The 19,309-nt window shown below is 61.1% G+C and carries 25 protein-coding genes; 11 read left to right on the forward strand and 14 right to left on the reverse strand.

The annotated features are described in order from the left end of the window. Nucleotides 1-8: 8 nt before the first annotated feature. Together trpA and trpB are read right to left on the reverse strand one after the other, a co-directional pair. Entirely contained in the window at nt 9-821 is an 813-nt protein-coding gene (gene trpA, locus BM300_RS26825) for a tryptophan synthase subunit alpha (protein ID WP_063323533.1), read from the reverse strand. Then, nucleotides 821-2,053 (reverse strand): tryptophan synthase subunit beta, encoded by a 1,233-nt coding sequence (gene trpB / locus BM300_RS26830; protein ID WP_092150691.1) that lies wholly within the window; start codon nt 2,051-2,053, stop codon nt 821-823. Before trpB ends, trpA begins: the two co-directional genes overlap by 1 nt. 112 nt (nt 2,054-2,165) lie before the next feature. Between trpB and BM300_RS26835 the strand changes: the two genes are divergently transcribed. Beyond that, a complete protein-coding gene (locus BM300_RS26835) occupies nt 2,166-3,083 on the forward strand; it encodes a LysR family transcriptional regulator (protein ID WP_092464476.1) in 918 nt (305 codons plus the stop codon). On the opposite strand, the gene BM300_RS26840 is transcribed toward BM300_RS26835, so the two are convergent. After that, a complete protein-coding gene (locus BM300_RS26840; protein ID WP_003196426.1) occupies nt 3,056-3,382 on the reverse strand; it encodes an ElaB/YgaM/YqjD family protein in 327 nt (108 codons plus the stop codon). The genes BM300_RS26835 and BM300_RS26840 overlap by 28 nt on opposite strands. Before the next feature lie 155 nt (nt 3,383-3,537). Between BM300_RS26840 and BM300_RS26845 the strand changes: the two genes are divergently transcribed. Both BM300_RS26845 and BM300_RS26850 read left to right on the forward strand, forming a co-directional pair. Further along, nucleotides 3,538-3,753: a dodecin gene (locus BM300_RS26845; protein ID WP_003196424.1), complete on the forward strand. Its 216-nt coding sequence runs from the start codon at nt 3,538-3,540 to the stop codon at nt 3,751-3,753. A gap of 115 nt (nt 3,754-3,868) precedes the next feature. Further along, nucleotides 3,869-4,090: a DUF1161 domain-containing protein gene (locus tag BM300_RS26850; RefSeq protein ID WP_092464478.1), complete on the forward strand. Its 222-nt coding sequence runs from the start codon at nt 3,869-3,871 to the stop codon at nt 4,088-4,090. A gap of 54 nt (nt 4,091-4,144) precedes the next feature. On the opposite strand, the gene BM300_RS26855 is transcribed toward BM300_RS26850, so the two are convergent. After that, on the reverse strand, nt 4,145-5,146 hold the full coding sequence (locus BM300_RS26855; RefSeq protein ID WP_092464480.1) for an LLM class flavin-dependent oxidoreductase: 1,002 nt from the start codon (nt 5,144-5,146) through the stop codon (nt 4,145-4,147). Between the two features lie 240 nt (nt 5,147-5,386). Between BM300_RS26855 and BM300_RS26860 the strand changes: the two genes are divergently transcribed. Both BM300_RS26860 and BM300_RS26865 read left to right on the forward strand, forming a co-directional pair. Further along, nucleotides 5,387-5,818, forward strand: a complete 432-nt coding sequence (locus BM300_RS26860) for an OsmC family protein (protein ID WP_092150685.1) — start codon at nt 5,387-5,389, stop codon at nt 5,816-5,818. Between the two features lie 149 nt (nt 5,819-5,967). Further along, nucleotides 5,968-6,201 carry a DUF1161 domain-containing protein gene (locus tag BM300_RS26865; protein ID WP_092150682.1) on the forward strand — a complete coding sequence of 78 codons (234 nt, stop codon included), beginning with the start codon at nt 5,968-5,970 and terminating at the stop codon, nt 6,199-6,201. A 6-nt stretch (nt 6,202-6,207) separates the two neighbouring features. On the opposite strand, the gene BM300_RS26870 is transcribed toward BM300_RS26865, so the two are convergent. Both BM300_RS26870 and BM300_RS26875 read right to left on the reverse strand, forming a co-directional pair. Next, a complete protein-coding gene (locus BM300_RS26870; protein ID WP_092464482.1) occupies nt 6,208-6,633 on the reverse strand; it encodes a PA0061/PA0062 family lipoprotein in 426 nt (141 codons plus the stop codon). A gap of 39 nt (nt 6,634-6,672) precedes the next feature. Further along, nucleotides 6,673-7,086, reverse strand: a complete 414-nt coding sequence (locus BM300_RS26875) for a PA0061/PA0062 family lipoprotein (RefSeq protein ID WP_092150679.1) — start codon at nt 7,084-7,086, stop codon at nt 6,673-6,675. 58 nt (nt 7,087-7,144) lie between these two features. Here BM300_RS26875 and BM300_RS26880 point away from each other — a divergent pair, with 58 nt between their 5' ends. Beyond that, nucleotides 7,145-8,236, forward strand: a complete 1,092-nt coding sequence (locus tag BM300_RS26880; RefSeq protein ID WP_092225710.1) for an aminopeptidase — start codon at nt 7,145-7,147, stop codon at nt 8,234-8,236. A 229-nt stretch (nt 8,237-8,465) separates the two neighbouring features. Here the strand turns inward: BM300_RS26880 and BM300_RS26885 are convergent, their stop codons facing one another. From BM300_RS26885 to BM300_RS31120, 4 genes are all read right to left on the reverse strand, one after another. After that, nucleotides 8,466-8,741: an HU family DNA-binding protein gene (locus tag BM300_RS26885; protein ID WP_063323541.1), complete on the reverse strand. Its 276-nt coding sequence runs from the start codon at nt 8,739-8,741 to the stop codon at nt 8,466-8,468. A gap of 191 nt (nt 8,742-8,932) precedes the next feature. Further along, the gene (locus BM300_RS26890) at nt 8,933-10,081 is read right to left on the reverse strand and encodes an NAD(P)/FAD-dependent oxidoreductase (protein ID WP_092464489.1); all 1,149 of its coding nucleotides are present in this window, start codon (nt 10,079-10,081) and stop codon (nt 8,933-8,935) included. Between the two features lie 42 nt (nt 10,082-10,123). Continuing rightward, nucleotides 10,124-10,291, reverse strand: coding sequence for a rubredoxin (locus BM300_RS26895; protein ID WP_003177199.1), 168 nt, complete (start codon nt 10,289-10,291; stop codon nt 10,124-10,126). Continuing rightward, nucleotides 10,288-10,443, reverse strand: a complete 156-nt coding sequence (locus BM300_RS31120; RefSeq protein ID WP_158265817.1) for a hypothetical protein — start codon at nt 10,441-10,443, stop codon at nt 10,288-10,290. Before BM300_RS31120 ends, BM300_RS26895 begins: the two co-directional genes overlap by 4 nt. Nucleotides 10,444-10,483: 40 nt before the next feature. Between BM300_RS31120 and BM300_RS26900 the strand changes: the two genes are divergently transcribed. Then, a complete protein-coding gene (locus tag BM300_RS26900) occupies nt 10,484-11,047 on the forward strand; it encodes a chorismate--pyruvate lyase family protein (RefSeq protein WP_092150700.1) in 564 nt (187 codons plus the stop codon). Beyond that, the gene (ubiA, locus tag BM300_RS26905) at nt 11,047-11,937 is read left to right on the forward strand and encodes a 4-hydroxybenzoate octaprenyltransferase (RefSeq protein WP_092347701.1); all 891 of its coding nucleotides are present in this window, start codon (nt 11,047-11,049) and stop codon (nt 11,935-11,937) included. Before BM300_RS26900 ends, ubiA begins: the two co-directional genes overlap by 1 nt. A gap of 161 nt (nt 11,938-12,098) precedes the next feature. Here the strand turns inward: ubiA and BM300_RS26910 are convergent, their stop codons facing one another. Beyond that, entirely contained in the window at nt 12,099-12,488 is a 390-nt protein-coding gene (locus BM300_RS26910) for a COG4315 family predicted lipoprotein (protein ID WP_092150670.1), read from the reverse strand. A gap of 152 nt (nt 12,489-12,640) precedes the next feature. On the opposite strand from BM300_RS26910, the gene phoB reads away from it, so the two are divergent. From phoB to BM300_RS26925, 3 genes are all read left to right on the forward strand, one after another. After that, entirely contained in the window at nt 12,641-13,330 is a 690-nt protein-coding gene (phoB, locus tag BM300_RS26915; RefSeq protein WP_003177195.1) for a phosphate regulon transcriptional regulator PhoB, read from the forward strand. An 80-nt stretch (nt 13,331-13,410) separates the two neighbouring features. Then, nucleotides 13,411-14,697, forward strand: a complete 1,287-nt coding sequence (gene phoR, locus BM300_RS26920) for a phosphate regulon sensor histidine kinase PhoR (RefSeq protein WP_256572599.1) — start codon at nt 13,411-13,413, stop codon at nt 14,695-14,697. Between the two features lie 113 nt (nt 14,698-14,810). Beyond that, nucleotides 14,811-16,151, forward strand: a complete 1,341-nt coding sequence (locus BM300_RS26925; RefSeq protein ID WP_092150664.1) for a hemolysin family protein — start codon at nt 14,811-14,813, stop codon at nt 16,149-16,151. A gap of 148 nt (nt 16,152-16,299) precedes the next feature. Here BM300_RS26925 and BM300_RS26930 read toward each other — a convergent pair whose 3' ends face one another. From BM300_RS26930 to phoU, 3 genes are all read right to left on the reverse strand, one after another. Next, nucleotides 16,300-17,196 (reverse strand): peptidoglycan DD-metalloendopeptidase family protein, encoded by an 897-nt coding sequence (locus BM300_RS26930; protein WP_003196393.1) that lies wholly within the window; start codon nt 17,194-17,196, stop codon nt 16,300-16,302. A 227-nt stretch (nt 17,197-17,423) separates the two neighbouring features. Beyond that, nucleotides 17,424-18,356, reverse strand: a complete 933-nt coding sequence (locus BM300_RS26935; RefSeq protein WP_092464485.1) for a response regulator — start codon at nt 18,354-18,356, stop codon at nt 17,424-17,426. A 167-nt stretch (nt 18,357-18,523) separates the two neighbouring features. Next, entirely contained in the window at nt 18,524-19,285 is a 762-nt protein-coding gene (phoU, locus tag BM300_RS26940) for a phosphate signaling complex protein PhoU (protein ID WP_063323546.1), read from the reverse strand. Between the last annotated feature and the right edge of the window lie 24 nt (nt 19,286-19,309).

Raw genomic sequence — 19,309 nt, forward strand, 5'->3', positions numbered from 1 at the left:
ATCGACAATCAGCTGACACGTGCCTTGCGCACACCATCAGCCAGGGCGGCACACAAACTCAACACGCCATCAATCGCCTGTTCCGCCGTATCGGCATTGGCGATATGGTCGATCAGCGCCGAGCCAACCACCACCCCATCAGCCAATCGTGCGATAGCCGCAGCCTGCTCCGGCGTACGAATACCGAAACCGATGCTGATCGGCAAATCGGTGTGGCGACGCAAGCGCGCCACGGCTTCTTCCACGTGCTCCAACGTCGCGGCACCGGCGCCAGTCACACCCGCCACCGACACGTAATATACAAAGCCCGAACTGCCGTTGAGCACCGTCGGCAAACGCACGTCGTCGGTGGTTGGCGTGGTCAGACGGATGAAATCCAAGCCAGCTGCCTGGGCCGGTTCGCACAGTTCGCTGTTGTGCTCGGGCGGCATGTCCACAACGATCAGGCCATCCACGCCGGATTCCAGCGCCTCGCCAATGAAACGCTGCACGCCATAACGGTGGATCGGGTTGAAGTACCCCATCAGCACCAGTGGTGTCTCGCTGTTGTCTTTGCGGAACTCACGAACCATCTGCAGGGTTTTCGCCAGGTTCTGCTGGGCGCCCAAGGCACGAATATTCGCCAACTGGATCGCCGGGCCGTCGGCCATCGGGTCGGTGAACGGCATGCCCAGCTCGATGACATCGGCACCGGCTGCTGGCAGGCCCTTGAGGATTGCCAGCGACGTGTCGTAGTCCGGGTCGCCAGCCGTGACGAACGTCACCAGGGCAGCACGGTTTTGTTCCTTGAGTTCGGCAAAACGGGTTTGCAGGCGGCTCATCAGTGTTTCTCCTGCTGGGACTGTTCCATGTGATGCATCACGGTTTGCATGTCTTTGTCGCCACGGCCGGACAGGTTGACCACCATCAGGTGATCCTTCGGCAGGTTGGGTGCGCGCTTGAACACTTCTGCCAGGGCATGGGCGCTTTCCAATGCAGGAATGATCCCTTCCAGTCGGCAGCATTTGTGAAAGGCTTCCAGGGCTTCGGCATCGGTCACCGAGGTGTACTGGACGCGGCCAATGTCGTGCAACCAGGCGTGTTCCGGACCGATACCGGGGTAGTCGAGACCTGCGGAAATCGAATGGGCGTCGATGATCTGACCGTCGTCGTCCTGCAACAGGAAGGTGCGGTTGCCGTGCAGTACACCGGGGACGCCGCCGTTCAGGCTCGCCGCGTGCTTACCGGTCTCGATGCCATAACCGGCGGCTTCAACGCCGATGATCTCGACACTCTTGTCGTCCAGGAACGGGTGGAACAGGCCCATGGCGTTGGAGCCGCCGCCGATGCACGCCACCAGGCTGTCCGGCAGGCGACCTTCCTGGGCTTGCAGTTGATCGCGGGTTTCCTTGCCGATCACGGCCTGGAAGTCACGCACCATCGCCGGATACGGATGCGGGCCTGCCACGGTGCCGATCAGGTAGAACGTGCTGTCAACGTTGGTGACCCAGTCGCGCAGGGCCTCGTTCATTGCATCTTTCAGGGTACCGGTACCCGCGACCACCGGGATCACTTCGGCGCCCAGCAGCTTCATGCGGAACACGTTGGCCTGCTGGCGCTCGATGTCGGTGGTGCCCATGTAGATCACGCAATCGAGGCCAAAACGCGCGGCCACGGTGGCGGTCGCCACGCCGTGCATGCCGGCGCCGGTCTCGGCGATGATGCGTTTCTTGCCCATGCGCCGCGCCAGCAGGATCTGGCCGATGCAGTTGTTGATCTTGTGCGCGCCGGTGTGGTTCAGCTCTTCACGCTTGAGATAGATCTTGGCGCCGCCGCAGTATTCGGTCAGGCGCTCGGCGAAGTAGAGCGGACTTGGACGACCGACGTAATCGCGCTGGAAGTAGGCCAATTCCTCAATGAAGGCAGGATCTTCCTTCGCCACTTCATATTCGCGGGCCAGATCAAGGATCAGCGGCATCAGGGTTTCGGCCACATAGCGGCCACCGAACGCACCGAACAGGCCGTTGGCGTCGGGGCCACTGCGCAGGTTGAAGGGGGTCGTGGACTGGGTCATCGGGCGCTCCAAGCAAATGCGTTGAAAGACAATGAGGTTCACTCTACCCCTGACATCCGTCACTGAAAACCGATAAGATCGCCACAACCTGTCAGAAAATCTCACAGATCACATGAGCCACGACCTTCCCCCGCTCAACGCCTTGCGCGCCTTCGAGGCCACCGCCCGCCTGAACAGCGTAAGCCAGGCGGCCGAACAGCTGCACGTCACCCATGGCGCTGTAAGTCGACAGCTGAAGGTGCTGGAAGAACATTTGGGTGTCAGCCTGTTCATCAAGGATGGACGCGGCTTGAAACTCACAGATGCCGGCATGCGCCTGCGTGATGCCAGCACTGACGCGTTCGAGCGGTTACGCAGCGTGTGCGCGGAACTGACGCAAAGCACCGCCGATGCCCCGTTCGTCCTGGGCTGCTCGGGAAGCTTGCTGGCGCGCTGGTTTATTCCCCGCCTGGGCAGGCTCAATGCCGACCTGCCGGATTTGCGCCTGCACCTGTCCGCCGGCGAGGGCGACCTGGACCCCAGGCGACCGGGACTGGACGCCTTGCTGGTATTCGCCGAACCACCCTGGCCGGCCGACATGCAGGTGTATGAACTGGTGAGCGAGCGGATCGGCCCCGTGATGAGCCCGCACTACGCCGGATTTTCCCGCCTGCAGACCGCACCGGCCAGCGCGCTGCTGGACGAATCGTTGCTGCACACCACCTCCCGCCCACAGGCCTGGCCGACCTGGGCACAGCAAAACCACCTTGATCCCCGGGTATTGAAGTTCGGGCAAGGATTCGAGCATCTGTATTATTTGCTGGAGGCCGCCGTAGCGGGGCTCGGCGTGGCGATCGCGCCCGAGCCGCTGGTGGCTGAGGACGTGCGCGCCGGTCGCCTGGTCGCGCCGTGGGGTTTCGATGAAACGGCGGCGCGACTGGCGTTGTGGCTACCCAAGCGCGCCGCAGATGGACGTGCTCGGCAATTGGCCCAGTGGCTCAGGCATGAGCTGAGCCAACCGACTCAGTCTCCGCGTTTGCACAGCAAGTAAGCAGCCAGCAAACCAAGCGCACCGACCGCGACACCCGCTGTGGTCCATGGGTGTTCCTGCGCGTAGTCGCGTGTGGCGATCCCGGTTTCACGGGTTTTCACCTTGACCTCTTCATACGCGTCGCTGAGCAGATGGCGAGAATGTTTCAGGGCGTTCTCGGCATTGGCCTTGAGCGACTTGAGGGTCTTACGCGACTCGTCCGAAGCATCGTCCTTCAGGCTTTCCAACGACTTGAGCAGACTCTCGATCTCCGCTTCCATGCTTTGCAACGAGGCTTTGCGTAACGAATTGCTGGCCATGGTGGCTCTCTCCTGCAGTGGTTGAGTGGCGTGTGTGAATTGGGACTGCGGTCGTTTCTGAAAGTGCAGTAAATCTGAACTTCAGTGCGCAAACGGCGACACACGTATGACGAAAAATCGCTGCTAGGCTGTTAAAAACAACCAAGGAGAACCTCATGAGTGATCATCACACTTACAAAAAAGTCGAGCTGGTCGGCTCGTCTCCCACCAGCATTGAAGACGCCATCAATAACGCCCTGGCCGAGGCCAGCAAAAGCCTCAAGCACTTGGAGTGGTTCGAAGTCACGGAAACCCGCGGGCACATCGAAAACGGCCGGGCCGCGCACTTTCAGGTCACCCTCAAAGTCGGGTTCCGGATTGTGAATAGCTGAGGAACGATGAACTTGCACGCTGGCGGAGTGCCATAGGGAATGGCGATGCGCTATGGTACGCGCATTCTGTTTTTCCCATACCTGCCCTATTTGATCCGACCAAGGAGTGCGAGCGATGAAAAAATTGATGGTAGCCCTGGGTTTGCTGAGCCTTGCCGGTGGTGCGTTTGCGGCCGGCAAGCCCTGCGAAGCGCTGAAAAGCGAAATCGCGGCGAAGCTGGATGCCAGGGGCGTGTCAGGTTATTCGCTGGAAATCGTCGATAAAGGCGCAACGACCGACGGAAAAGTCGTAGGCACCTGTGAGGGCAGTACGAAAGAAATCGTCTATAAAAAGTGATTCTTTTCGAACGTCAAAGCCGACGCAGTGCGTCGGCTTTTTTATGCGCGTCATTCAGCCTTTCATAACCTGCGCCAGCAACTCGTATGAGTGCAAACGATCGGCATGCTCGTACAGGTCGCTGGTGAAAATCAGCTCATCGGCCTGGGTTTGCTCGATCAGCACGTCGAGCTTGGCGCGAATCTTCTGCGGACCGCCGACCATGGCCAGTCCCAAGAAATCGCCAACCGCTTCTTTCTCATGGGGCAACCAGAGGCCGTTCATGGTTTCGACCGGCGGACGCTGCACCAGGCTCTGGCCGCGCATCAGCGCCAGGATCCGCTGATACACCGACGTCGCCAGGTAATCGGCCTGTTCATCCGTATCCGCCGCCACCAGCGGCACGCCGAGCATTACATAAGGCTTGTCGAGCACTGCCGACGGCTTGAAATGGTTGCGGTAGATGCGAATTGCCTCGTGCATGTAGCGCAGTGCGAAATGGGAGGCGAACGCGTAGGGCAAACCGCGTTCACCGGCCAGTTGCGCACTGAACAGGCTCGACCCCAGCAACCATACCGGCACGTTGGTCCCGGTGCCGGGCATGGCGATGATGCGTTGGTCCGGGGTGCGCGGGCCGAGGTAGCGCATCAGTTCGGCCACGTCTTCGGGGAAATCGTCCGCGCTGCCGGAGCGCTCGCGACGCAGCGCCCGAGCAGTCATCTGGTCGGAGCCGGGCGCACGCCCCAACCCCAGGTCGATTCGACCCGGGTAGAGGCTTTCCAGCGTGCCAAACTGTTCGGCGATGATCAACGGCGCGTGATTGGGCAACATGACGCCGCCGGAGCCGACACGAATGGTCGAAGTCCCCCCCGCCAGATAACCCAGCAGCACCGCCGTCGCGGAGCTGGCGATACCGTCCATGTTGTGGTGTTCGGCCACCCAGAAGCGGGTATAACCGTATTTTTCCACGTGCTGCGCCAGGTCCAGCGAATTGCGCAAGGACTGGGCAGCATTGCCATCGGCGCGGACAGGCACCAGGTCGAGGGTTGAGAATTTCACGTCGGACAGCTGTTTCATGGGCCGGGATCTCCAACGGCGTTCCGGGCTTTTCCCGAGGGCAAAAGCCTGCCGTTTTCTAAAGGTGTGTTCCATGCAATGTGGGCATATACCCGAGTTTCAATAGCTGCGAAGAATTTTCCTACTAAATTCGTCGGCTAATCGACAAGGTGAACTTTTCCGGGCGGTCTATCCTCACAACCCAGACAGCTAAAAAAATACCCAGGCGCGTCTCGCGCGCCGGATCTTCAGGAGGCAGACATGGCTATCATCAAGAAAGCATCGGCTCATTGGGAAGGTGACCTGAAAACCGGTATCGGCTCCATCTCCACGGAAACCGGTGTGCTGCGCGAAGCGCCCTACGGCTTCAAGGCGCGCTTCGAAGGCGGCAAGGGCACCAACCCAGAAGAATTGATCGGCGCGGCCCATGCCGGCTGCTTTTCCATGGCCTTTTCGATGATCCTCGGCGATGCCGGGCTCAAGGCCGACAGCATCGACACCAACGCAGAAGTGACCCTGGACCAGGTCGATGGCGGTTTCGCGATCACTGCAGTCAAGTTGGTGCTCAAGGCGAAAATCCCCGGCGCCAGCCAGGCGCAATTCGACGAACTGAGCAAGAAGGCCAAGGAAGGATGCCCGGTTTCCAAGGTGCTGAACGCCCAGATCACCCTGGATGCGACGCTGGTGAGCTGACGCATGAAAGGATCGCAGCCTTCGCAGGCGCTGCCGAGGGCTGCGATTTCTTGAATACGGTCGAGCTGTTTACCCTGGCGCAATTATGGTCGAATGAAACCTGCAGTTTCAGCGCACAGGCAGTGCGCGCTGCCATGAGGAATTCGAACATGAAACGATCAGCCCTGGTGGTCATCGGTTGCGCATTCGCTGCATCTGCGCTTGCCGAACCGAAATCCTGTGAAGAGCTGAAAGCGGAAATCGAAGCGAAGATCCAAGCCAATAACGTATCGTCCTACACGTTGGAAATCGTCACCAACGACGAAGTCCACGATCAGAACATGGTGGTGGGCACTTGCGAAAACGGCACGAAGAAAATCATCTACCAGAAGAACGACCGCTAGAACGCGCTACGGAACGCAATTGATTTGTCGCTCTTCGGCCACGACTTGACGCTTGGCGTCATAGAGCCGGGCGCTGGGCGTGAATGCCAGGTTGCGAGCCTCCAGCCGATAGCGCTGGCCGGCCTCGAAATGGTCATAACGCACGAGCATGTAGCACAGCCGCTCTTGCGGTTCGGCTTGCATGCCCAGCCCACCACCGCTAAACACTTCGAAGTCGAAGCGCACTTTCAGTTCGTGGCTGCCCGGCGAAACCTGAAAGAACCGGCCGTCTCGCAATCGCTGGCCATCCAGGCTTTCAGCCATCAGCATTTTGCCGCCCGGCATGGGGGTAGCGAAATCGATCCACGCCATGTTCGGATCGACCGGGGGCAGTGGGCTCGTTGCACAACCGCTCATGGAGACCAGGACCAGTAACAGCAGAGGTAAGCGCATGGTGAATTTCCTGAAATCAGACCCTGAGCATAGCGCCAATCACGTTTGTTGGCAGCCCGCCGGCGTACCTTGCCCCACCACCTTGCGTTGCTGATCGTAAAGCTTGGCCCATGGCCGGAAACCAATGCTGCCGGCCTGCAGCTGGTAACGTTGGCCGGCGTTGAAGTCCTTGAATTTCACGTTCAACCGGCAATCGCGCCACAGCGGCTCGGCATCCGGGCCGATGTTGCCGGGCTCGACGGCAAATTGATAACGCACCGTCAGTTCATGGCTGCCGGGTTGCACTTCGAAATAGCGCCGGTCGATGGACGTCTTGTCATCGACTTTTAGCGCTTGCAGCGCGGTGTCCTGCTGGCTTCCCAGGTCGATCCACGCTTGGGATGGATCAGGATCAGGCAAACCGGCGCAACCGGTCAGCAGCAACAGGCCGCTCGTCAGCATCAACACGCGCATAGCGAAGCTCCAGGCAAGCGAGATAGTCTTGTGGGCAGACTTCCCAGGGTGATTCCAATTGATCAGGCCGCATTCAAGCCATCGGTTACTCGACCGTGCTTTCCGGATTTTGTTTCCAGGCCTCCTGCTTTTGTTACTGAACGGTTGCTCAAGCGTCGGTTATTACAGCCAGCTCGTCGGTGGGCAATTGCGGTTGTTGCAAGCCCGGGAGCCTATCGACCAGGTCATTGCCGACCCTGCTCGCGATGCTCAACTGAAGGCACACCTGACCCAGGCGCGTGAGGCACGGACGTTCGCCAGTGATCACCTGCATTTGCCGGACAATAAAAGTTATCGCCTGTATGCAGACATTGGCCGGCCGTTCGTAGTCTGGAATGTCTTCACCACGCCAGAGTTTTCCCTGGCGCCGCAAAATCATTGCTTCCCCATTGCCGGTTGCGTGGCTTATCGCGGTTATTACAGCCAGGGAGCCGCCCGTGGCGAGGCCGCATTGCAGCGTTTGCAGGGCATGGACGTGTCGATCGGTGGTGTGGAGGCCTACTCGACATTGGGTTGGTTCAACGATCCGATCCTGAGTTCGATGATGCATTGGGGCGACGAACGCCTGGCGACGCTGATCTTTCATGAACTGGCGCACCAGCGGTTTTATGTCAAGGACGACACCGAATTCAATGAGTCCTTCGCCACCTTCGTCGAGCAGGAAGGCAGCCGGCAATGGCGCGCCAGTCGTGGGCTGGCGCCGGATAACGGCAAGCAGGCGCGCCAGCGCGACCAATTCATCCAATTGATTCTCGACACCCGCCAGCGCCTGGAAGCGCTCTACACCCAACCCCTGCCGACCGAACAGATGCGACAACGCAAGGCACAGGCATTCGAACGCCTGCGCACCGACTATGAGCGGTTGCGGGACACTCAATGGGCCGGTGACAAACGCTACGATGCCTGGGTCTATGCCCCACTGAACAATGCACGGCTGCTGCCGTTCGGGCTGTATGACCAGTGGGTGCCGGCGTTTGCGGCGCTGTTCAGGCGGGAGGGCGGGGACTGGATCAGGTTTTACGCAGCGGTGGCAAAGCTCGGCAAATTGCCGATAGAGGAACGCAAGGCGGCCTTGAAGGCGTTGGCAGCGCCGAAGACTTCTGCAGATTAGGCAGACGTCATCGCGAGCAAGCTCGCACAGGGGCATCCCCAAATCCCGTGGCGAGGGAGCTTGCTCCCGCTCGGCTGCGCAGCAGTCGTCGCTTTATAGGGCCGCTTCGCGACCCAGCGGGAGCAAGCTCCCTCGCCCCCCCCCCCCAGCACAAAAAAGGGCATACCGATTCATCGGTATGCCCTTTTGATTGCCGCTTTCCTCCCCCTGGCTGAGGTACTTGCAGCAATTACGGGTTGACGCTTTCTTTCAGGAACTTGCCTGGTTTAAAGGCAACGGTGTTGCTGGCCTTGATCTTCACCGGCTCACCGGTCTGTGGGTTTTTGCCAGTGCGGGCGCCGCGGTGGCGTTGCAGGAAAGTGCCGAAGCCCACCAGGGTGACGCTATCCTTGCGGTGCAGGGCGCCGGTGATTTCCTCGAGGACGGCGTTGAGGACGCGGTTGGCTTGTTCTTTGGTGAGGTCTGCTTTTTCCGCGATGGCGGCGGCGAGTTCTGGTTTACGCATGAATGAAGCCCCTTTGACGGTTTTTTTGTTGTTATGTCCGTGCCGTTCTCTTTGGAACGGCCCCTAAGGCGCCGCAGGCTCTACTCTGCGGCAGACGGGAGTGAGGATGGCACGGTGCCGAAAACGGCGCCAGTGGCCGGGCGACCTTTGTGGGACCAAAAGTAGGTTTTTTGCGACAGAACGACCAGTATTTACGCCAGCAGGGGTGGAAGGTTCTTGTTCAGTGCCAGTTTCTCCATCACCGCCGTGCCTGTCAGGGCGTAGCCCAACAGATTGCCTTGAGCGTCGCGGCATAGCGCCTTGATGTCCGCGCCCTGCCCTTCGACACTCCACACGCCCTCGCTACCTCGCGGTGGTGGCGACACCACCAGTGGGCACACCGGGGTTTTCACGGTAATCGGCATGGCGCCGTAGCTGACGGCCGTCGGGTTGCCGGCCAGGGTCTGGGCCAGGGCCCGGGCGCAGCTCATCAGTGGCATGACGTACAGCAGGTTCAAGCCGTCGACCTCGGCGCAGTCGCCCAGAGCGTAGATGTTAGCGTGGGAGGTCTTGAGGTGACGGTCGACCACCACGCCGCGATTGACCACCAGGCCGGCAGCGGCGGCCAGGTCGATGCGGGGACGCAAGCCGATGGCCGAGACCACCAGGTCACAGGCAATCACCTGGCCGTCGGACAGGTGGGCTTCCAACCCATCGGCGACCCGTTGCAGGCGATTGAGCACCGGCCCCAGGTGGAAGCGCGCGCCGAGGCTTTCCAACCCGGCCTGTACAGCCGCAGCGGCGGCCGGGTGCAGCAGGGTCGGCATGACTTGCTCGCACGGCGCCACCAATTGCACTTCATAGCCACCCAGGATCAGGTCGTTGGCGAACTCGCAGCCAATCAGCCCGGCGCCGAGCAGCAGCACGCGACGTTTGCCAGCCGCCGCTGCGCGAAAGCGTGCGTAGTCTTCCAGGTCGTTGATGGGGAAGATCAGGTCCGCGGCATCGCCCTGCACCGGCACGCGCACGGTTTCGGCGCCCCAGGCCAGGATCAGGTCGCGGTAGCTCACCGCTTCTTCGCCGATCCACAGCCGTTTGTGGCCCGGGTCGATGCCGCTGATGCGGGTATGGGTGCGCACTTCGGCCTTCAGTTGCTCGGCCATGGTCCCGGGCTCGGCCATGCTCAGGCCGTCGGCGTCTTTGTTTTTGCCAAAGCCCGTGGAAAGCATGGGCTTGGAGTACGAGCGACCGTCATCGGCGCTGATCAGCAGCAATGGGGTTTCGCTGTCGAGTTTGCGAAATTCCCGGGCCAGGTTGTAACCGGCCAGCCCCGTACCGACGATGACGACAGGTGCGCTCATGCTGCTCTCCATGTGATGCTTTCCATGCCAGTTGAGAAACGATCAGTTGATTTCGATCATTTCGAAATCCATCTTGCCGACGCCGCAGTCCGGGCACAGCCAGTCTGCCGGTACGTCTTCCCAACGGGTGCCAGGTGCGATGCCATCATCCGGCCAACCGTCGGCTTCGTTGTAGATCAGGCCGCAGACGATACATTGCCACTTTTTCATTCAGGTACTTCCTCAGGTGTCAGGCGTTTGCCGGTATAGGGTCGCTCGAGGCTGTTTTCCGGCTCAGGGCGTTTTGTACTGATCGGTCGTCGCAGATGCAAGCACGATCGGCAGTGCAGCAGGCCGGAGCCGTCAAAATCGGCGACCGTCATGGTAAGCTCGCGGCCTCATTTGTTGCCTATCAAGACCCTCGTGCCGCATACAAATTCGATATTTCCAACACTCCAATGGCTGCCCCAACCCCTGCTGTCGCCCCGGCCCGATGCGGGTGTCCTCGACTGGCTGTTCGACGAAGGCTCCCTGACCCGGCGCCTGACGCGCCTGTCGGACGGCCATTTCAGCGTGACGCCGTTGTTCGAAGGCTGGCAGCCGTTGCGCGCCGACGAATGCGCCGCCCTGGACCTGGCCGAGGGTAGCGAAGGCTGGGTACGCGAGGTGTATCTGCGCGGCCATGACCAGCCGTGGGTGTTCGCCCGCAGTGTGGCGGCGCGCAGCGCCTTGCAGGGTGACGGCTTGCAGATGGACGAACTGGGCAGCCGTTCCCTGGGGGAGTTGCTATTTTGTGACCAGGCGTTCCAGCGCCGAGCCATCGAAGTTTGCCATTACCCCGACGCCGGGTTGCCCGAAGAAGTGCGCGCCAGCGGGCTGTGGGGTCGCCGCTCACGTTTCGACCGCGGTGCATTGAGCGTGCTGGTGGCGGAAATTTTCCTGCCGCGCCTGTGGACCGTCGCCCGTGCCTATTCGGAGAATTGCTGATGTACGTGCAACTGCTCAAATCCTTGAACCGCCTGAACCCGCGGGCCTGGGACTTCGTGCAACTGACCCGCATGGACAAGCCCATTGGCATCTACCTGCTGCTGTGGCCGACGTTGTGGGCGCTATGGATTGCCGGTGAAGGCTCACCGTCCATCGTCAACTTGGTGATTTTCGTCCTCGGCGTGGTGCTGACCCGCGCCGGCGGCTGTGTGATCAATGACTGGGCCGACCGCAAGGTGGACGGTCACGTCAAGCGCACCGAGCAGCGCCCACTGGTGAGCGGCAAGATCAGTTCGAAAGAGGCGCTGGTGTTCTTCGCCGTGCTGATGAGCGTGAGTTTCCTGCTGGTGCTGTGCACCAACGCCCCGACTATCCTGCTCTCCCTCGGTGGCTTGGCGCTGGCGTTCAGTTACCCGTTCATGAAGCGCTATACCTACTACCCGCAAGTGGTGCTGGGCGCGGCGTTCTCCTGGGGCATGCCGATGGCGTTCACCGCCGAAACCGGTCATCTGCCAGCGGCCGCCTGGTTGCTGTACATCGCCAACCTGCTGTGGACGGTGGGCTACGACACCTATTACGCAATGACCGACCGGGACGATGACTTGCGAATCGGGGTGAAGTCCACGGCGATCCTGTTTGGCGACGCCGACCGGGTGATCATCCTGACGTTGCAAGGCCTGGCACTGGGCTGCCTGTTGCTGGCCGGGTCGAAGTTCCAACTGGGCGGCTGGTTCCACCTGGGGCTGGTGGCCGCTGCCGCGTGCTTCGCCTGGGAGTTCTGGTACACCCGTGGCAGGGACCGGATGCGCTGCTTCCAGGCGTTTTTGCACAACCATTGGGCCGGGTTGGCGATTTTCGTGGGGATTGTGCTGGATTATGCGTTGCGCTGAGGCCTATGACCCAGCGGTGAACCTTGGGTCATGAAAGCCTTTGTGGCGAGGGAGCTTGCTCCCGCTCGGTTGCGCAGCAACCGCAAAATCTTGGGGCCGCTACGCAGCCCAGCGGGAGCAAGCTCCCTCGCCACAAGAGCATCCGCTCGGCGCCGTGCCCGTCAGTGGGGCTTGGCGACCTTCCAGGCGCCGTCCATCAAGCCGTCACCGGTCATGTCACCGGCCTTTGTATCCTTCACAAAGGTGTACAGCGGCTTGCCATCGTAGGCCCACTGCTTCTTTCGGTCATCGCGGGTGATCACGGTCCATTTGCCCATGGACTTGTCGCTTTCTTCGGCCATGAGCGGCGGCCAGTTGGCGGCGCACTTGTCGTTGCACATCGACTTGCCGCCCGAGTCTTTGGCAAACGTATACAACGTCATGTTTTGGTGGTCCGTCAGTATGCCCTTCTCTTTATCGACCATCGCCGGCTCAGCCGCGAATGCCCATGTCGGCAGCGCCAGGGCAGCCGTTACCGCCAGTGCCCGGATGGATTGGGTAAGGTAAGTCATGGAAACCTTCTTGTGTGGTTGTCAGGATTCGGACTGAAAAGCGTAGCCCAGGATCCCTTTCACCGCCCGCCCACGAAATAACTGTCACACGACTGCAATAATTCCGTTATCTAATGCGGCGCAAGACAGTTAAATGACAAGAGGATTACCCCATGGTTGGCAGGAGCATTCTGATCGTCGACGACGAGGCGCCCATCCGCGAGATGATCGCCGTTGCGTTGGAGATGGCCGGCTATGACTGCATGGAAGCAGAAAACTCTCAACAGGCCCACGCCATCATCGTCGACCGCAAGCCCGATCTGATTCTGTTGGACTGGATGCTGCCCGGCACTTCGGGCATCGAACTGGCGCGACGCCTCAAGCGCGACGAGCTGACCGGTGATATTCCGATCATCATGCTCACCGCCAAGGGCGAAGAGGACAACAAGATCCAGGGCCTGGAAGTGGGCGCCGACGACTACATCACCAAGCCGTTTTCCCCACGGGAGCTGGTGGCGCGCCTGAAGGCCGTGCTGCGCCGCGCTGGCCCCACCGACGGCGAAGCACCGATCGAAGTCGGCGGCCTGCTGCTGGACCCCATCAGTCACCGCGTGACCATCGACGGCAAGCCCGCCGAGATGGGCCCCACGGAGTACCGCCTGCTGCAATTCTTCATGACCCACCAGGAGCGTGCCTACACCCGTGGCCAACTGCTGGACCAGGTCTGGGGCGGTAACGTCTACGTGGAAGAGCGCACCGTGGATGTGCACATCCGACGCCTGCGCAAGGCCCTCGGCGACGCCTACGAGAATCTGGTACAAACCGTGCGCGGCACCGGTTATCGTTTTTCTACCAAGGCCTGATCCGAGCCCTTACCGCCCGACAAGCTGACAAGGACGCGCGTCACGTGAATCAAAACTGGCATGGCACCCTGATTCGCCACATGTTGTTGCTGGTGACCGGCTGTCTGGTGATCGGCTTGATCAGCGGCTACTACGGCTGGAGCCTGGCCGCGGGCCTGGGGCTTTACCTGGCCTGGACCCTCAAGCAATTGCTGCGCCTGCATGAATGGCTACGCCTGCACCAACCCGACGAAGCCCCGCCCGACGGCTATGGCCTGTGGGGTGAGGTGTTCGACAGCATTTACCACCTGCAACGGCGCGACCAGCGCGTGCGCGGGCGCCTGCAAGCGGTGATCGACCGTGTCCAGGAGTCCACCGCGGCACTCAAAGACGCCGTGATCATGCTCGACAGCGATGGCAACCTGGAATGGTGGAACCGCGCCGCCGAAACCCTGTTGGGCCTCAAGACGCCACAGGACAGCGGCCAGCCGGTGACCAACCTGGTACGTCATCCGCGCTTCAAGGAATATTTCGAGCAGGCCAATTACGCCGAGCCCCTGGAAATTCCTTCGCCCACCAATGATCGGCTACGTATCCAGCTGTACATCACGCGCTATGGCAACAATGAGCATTTGATGCTGGTACGCGATGTCACGCGCATCCATCAGTTGGAACAGATGCGCAAGGACTTCATCGCCAACGTCTCCCACGAACTGCGCACGCCATTGACGGTGATCTGTGGTTATCTGGAAACCCTGCTCGACAACGTCGAGGAAGTGAACCCGCGCTGGAGCCGGGCCTTGCAGCAGATGCACCAGCAAAGCGGGCGCATGCAGACCCTGCTCAACGACTTGCTGCTGCTGGCGAAGCTGGAAGCCACCGATTACCCGTCGGACAACCAGCCAGTGCCCATCGACGATCTGCTGCAAACCATTGTCGAAGACGCGCAGGAACTGTCCGGCTCCAAGCAGCAGACCATCACCCTGGAAGCCGATGCGGCCGTGCAGCTCAAAGGCAGCGAGGCGGAACTGCGCAGTGCGTTTTCCAACCTGGTGTTCAACGCGGTCAAATACACGCCGGAGCAAGGCCGGATCCATGTGCGCTGGTGGGGCGATGAGCAAGGCGCGCACCTGAGCGTGCGTGATTCGGGCATTGGCATCGACAGCAAACACCTGCCGCGCCTGACCGAACGCTTCTACCGTGTCGACTCCAGCCGCAACTCCAATACCGGCGGCACCGGGCTGGGCCTGGCCATCGTCAAACACGTCCTGCTGCGCCATCGCGCCCGCATGGAAATCAGCAGCGTACCCGGCCATGGCAGCACCTTTACCTGCCATTTCGCTCCGACCCAGGTGGTTCGCGCACGCCTCGCCCGCCCCGCTGATTGAGCACGCCCCCTAGGCAATCGCCGAGTCAGCCGCTACATTGACTGACTTGTGCCTGCCTTTTCAGGCGCTCATTTTCAATTCCTACGACTATACGGAACCCGCAAAACTCCATCATGGACCCTTCCCCTGGCTTGTCCCTCGTCACACTCTTCGCCGAATTCGGCATGATTCTTTTTGCTCTGATCCTGGTTTTGCTCAACGGTTTTTTCGTTGCGGCCGAATTCGCCATGGTCAAGCTGCGCTCGACCCGGGTCGAAGCCATTGCCGAGCAGAACGGCTGGCGCGGGCACATCCTGCGCACCGTTCATAGCCAGCTCGACGCTTACCTGTCGGCGTGCCAGTTGGGTATCACCCTGGCCTCCCTGGGCCTGGGCTGGGTCGGTGAGCCGGCGTTCGCCCATATCCTCGAGCCGTTGCTGGGCGCGGTCGGCGTAGAGTCGCCGGAAGTGATCAAGGGCGTGTCGTTCTTCACCGCGTTCTTCATCATTTCGTACCTGCACATCGTGGTCGGTGAACTGGCGCCCAAATCCTGGGCCATTCGCAAACCCGAGCTGCTGTCGCTGTGGACCGCCGTGCCGCTGTACCTGTTCTACTGGGCGATGTACCCGGCGATCTACCTGCTCAACGCCAGCGCCAACGCCATCTTGCGCATCGCCGGCCAAGGCGAACCCGGCCCGCATCACGAGCACCATTACAGCCGCGAAGAACTGAAACTGATCCTGCACTCCAGCCGTGGCCAGGACCCGAGCGACCAGGGCATGCGCGTGCTGGCCTCGGCCGTGGAAATGGGCGAACTGGAAGTGGTGGACTGGGCCAACTCCCGGGAAGACCTGGTGACGCTGGAATTCAACGCGCCGCTCAAGGAAATCCTGGCGATGTTCCGGCGCCACAAGTTCAGCCGTTATCCGGTGTATGACAGCGAGCGCCAGGAGTTCGTCGGCCTGCTGCACATCAAGGACCTGCTGCTGGAATTGGCGGCCCTGGATCACATTCCCGAGTCGTTCAACCTGGCCGAACTGACCCGGCCGCTGGAGCGGGTGTCGCGGCACATGCCGCTATCGCAATTGCTGGAGCAGTTCCGCAAGGGCGGTTCGCACTTCGCCTTGGTCGAGGAAGCCGACGGCAACATCATCGGTTACCTGACCATGGAAGACGTGCTGGAAGTGTTGGTGGGTGACATCCAGGACGAACACCGCAAAGCCGAACGCGGCATCCTGGCCTACCAGCCGGGCAAGCTGCTGGTACGGGGTGATACGCCGCTGTTCAAGGTCGAGCGCCTGCTGGGGATCGACCTGGACCACATCGAAGCCGAAACCTTGGCTGGGTTGGTCTATGAAACCCTCAAGCGCGTGCCGGAAGAGGAAGAAGTGCTGGAAGTCGAAGGCCTGCGGATCATCATCAAGAAGATGAAAGGGCCGAAGATCATCCTGGCGAAGGTGTTGATGCTCGATTGAGTATCGACCGGCCCCCAAGCCTCTAACACGATCCCTGTGGCGAGGGAGCTTGCTCCCGTTGGGCAGCGAAGCGGCCCCAAAAGCGACGACTGCTTCGCAGCCGAGCGGGAGCAAGCTCCCTCGCCACAGGGGATCGGCGTGACCTGGATTATTGCTTGCCCAACGCAAAGTTGGGCAGGTCGCCCACCGGTTGATTGAACTGGTAGGGAATCGACACCAGCCCCAGGCCGGTATTGCGCTGCACCACGAAATGCAGGTGCGGGCCTGAGCTGTTGCCGGTGTTGCCCGACAACGCCAACGGCGTGCCCACCCCGACCCGCTGCCCTTCCCGTACGCTCACCGAACCTTTCTGCAAGTGCAGGTAGACGCCCATGGTCCCGTCATCGTGCAGCACCCGAACGAAGTTGCCCGAAGGGTCGTCCCCGCGGCCGGTCTGCTCGTTTTCGGTCTTGATGACCACGCCGCCCCGCGCCGCGATGATCGGCGTGCCCACGGGCATGGCAATGTCCATGGCGTAGCGGTTCTTCGGGCCGTAATGGCTGTACTGGCCGTTGGCACCCTGGCTCAGCCGGAACGGCCCACCACGCCACGGCAACGGGTACTGATAAGCCTGTGCCGCGCCGGCGGGGTCGCCCAGGGAATATTCGAACCTTGGGGTGTAGACCAGCGGCCTCCCGGGCTGAGTGGCCGTGAGCAGCGCCAGGCGCAGGTTGCTGCGCGCCGGCAGCACCCGACGAATCGGCCTGCTCGGTGCCCCGCTGACGTTGCGAAGCCCGGCGAAACTCAACTCGATCTCCACCGGCGCATACAAATCGTTGCGCACGAACACCGCGTCCGCGCCATTCTGCTTCTTGATATCCAGGAACACCTGTCGCTCCAGGCGCTCGACCATGCGGTCGCGGAACACGAACACCTGGGCGCCCTTGCTGGGGCGGTCGCTATAGGACACCACGCCATTGGCATCGGTGGATTTGTAGATCGTCATGGCCACGGCCGAGGTGGAGGCCAGGACAAGACCACAGGCAAACAGCAGGGGAGCGAGCATGGGTAAAGTTCTGTCGAAAAATGAAGGCCTGCACAGCAGCCTAGCAGCTGGGATGGACCAGCGTAGTCGACGGATGTTTCAAAATTGGATCAGCGATCGGTGTTGGTGATCGTTCCTACGCTCTGCGTGGCAATGCAGCCCGGGACGCTCCGCGTCCCCTCAAGCGCCGAACGCAGAGCGTCCGTAGAGGCATCCCACGCGGAGCATGGGAACGATCTGCGGCTGTATCAGGCGCCCGGCACGAAGTGCTTCTGCGCGGTGCCGCGGGCGATCAGGCGGGAGATGTAGTCGAGTTTCTGCGGGTCTTTGTCGACGAAGCGGAACGTCAACTGCAGCCATTCGCTATCGGGCGTCTGTTCATGGGCGACAATGGCGTGCAGGTAGCCGTTGAGACGAGCGGTTTCAGCGTTGTCGCCCTGCTCCATGTCCAGCACCGCACCTTCGAGGACTTGCGGCAGGGAGTCGGAGCGCTTGACCACCAGCAGCGCTTCCTTGAGGCTCAGGGCCTTGATCACGCATTGCTGGGTACCGCTGGACAGGCGCAACTGGCCTTGGCCGCGGTTGGCCGACGAAGCGGTGGCGGCTACCGGCGCCTTGACCGGTGGGCTGTTTAGCAAGCCACGCGCCGGAGCGGCTGCAGCAGGGGCGGCGGGGGCGGGGGCGGGGGCCGAAGCCACAGCGGCAACCGGAGCCTTGCCGCCCGTCAGGGCGCTTAAGGAGTCATTGCCGAACGCCGAGTTCATCTTGGTCGGGGCACTGTTCATCAGCGTGTCGAGCTTGCCGACCTTATGCAGGGCCTGCTTGACCTTGGTCAGTAGCTGCTCGTTGGTGAACGGCTTGCTGACGTAGCCGGAAACGCCGGCCTGGATGGCTTGGACCACGTTTTCCTTGTCGCCGCGGCTGGTGACCATCACGAACGGCATGCCCTTGAGGTTGTCCTGCTGGCGACACCAGGTCAGCAGTTCCAGCCCGGACATTTCCGGCATTTCCCAATCGCACAACACCAGGTCGAACGCTTCGCGAGCCAGCAGGGCTTGGGCTTTCTTGCCGTTCACCGCGTCTTCGATGCGCACGCCCGGGAAGTAGTTGCGCAGGCACTTCTTCACCAGGTCACGAATGAACGAAGCATCGTCCACGACCAACACACTGACCTTACTCATCCAGATACACCTCTAAAAAATCCCGGCAAGCATACCGCTTTTACTGATGGCACATCGCCAAAAACCTTCAGTCACGCCGGGACCTTTCGTTCGCGGGGTGCTGCTTTCGATAAAAAAAAACCCAAAAAAAAGCCCGACCAGAAGGCCGGGCACTTTTCCTGGCAATCTTACTTATCGTCAGCTCCGTCCGGAACATTAGCAGTTTCGGACGGGGTGCCCTCAACTTCTTCCTTCATGCGCTTGAGCCCCAGATGCCGGACATCGGTGCCGCGCACCAGGTAGATGACAAGTTCCGAGATGTTGCGCGCATGATCGCCGATGCGCTCCAGAGAACGTAGCACCCAGATGATGCTCAATACCCGGGAGATGGAGCGCGGGTCTTCCATCATGTAAGTCGCCAGCTCCCGCAGGGCGGTCTTGTACTCGCGGTCGATGATCTTGTCGTACTGGGCCACCGACAACGCCAGGTCGGCGTCGAAGCGGGCAAAGGCGTCCAGAGCATCGCGGACCATGTTGCGCACCTGGTCGCCAATATGGCGCACCTCGACGTAACCGCGCGGCGCTTCGCCTTCTTCGCACAACTGGATAGCTCGACGGGCGATCTTGGTGGCTTCGTCACCGATCCGCTCCAGGTCGATCACCGACTTGGAAATGCTGATGATCAAGCGCAGGTCGGAAGCCGCCGGCTGACGACGGGCGAGGATGCGCAGGCACTCCTCGTCGATGTTGCGCTCCATCTGGTTGATCTGGTCGTCGATCTCGCGCACTTGCTGGGCCAGGCCCGAATCGGCCTCGATCAGCGCGGTCACCGCGTCGTTGACCTGCTTTTCCACCAGCCCGCCCATGGCCAGCAGGTGGCTGCGCACCTCCTCCAGCTCGGCGTTGAACTGTGCGGAAATGTGATGGGTGAGGCCTTCCTTCGAAATCATGGTTTTGCTCCGCAAAAGCTGTGA

Origin of the sequence: Pseudomonas sp. NFACC46-3, from assembly GCF_900114515.1 — a bacterium.
Lineage (GTDB): Bacteria > Pseudomonadota > Gammaproteobacteria > Pseudomonadales > Pseudomonadaceae > Aquipseudomonas > Aquipseudomonas fluorescens_Q.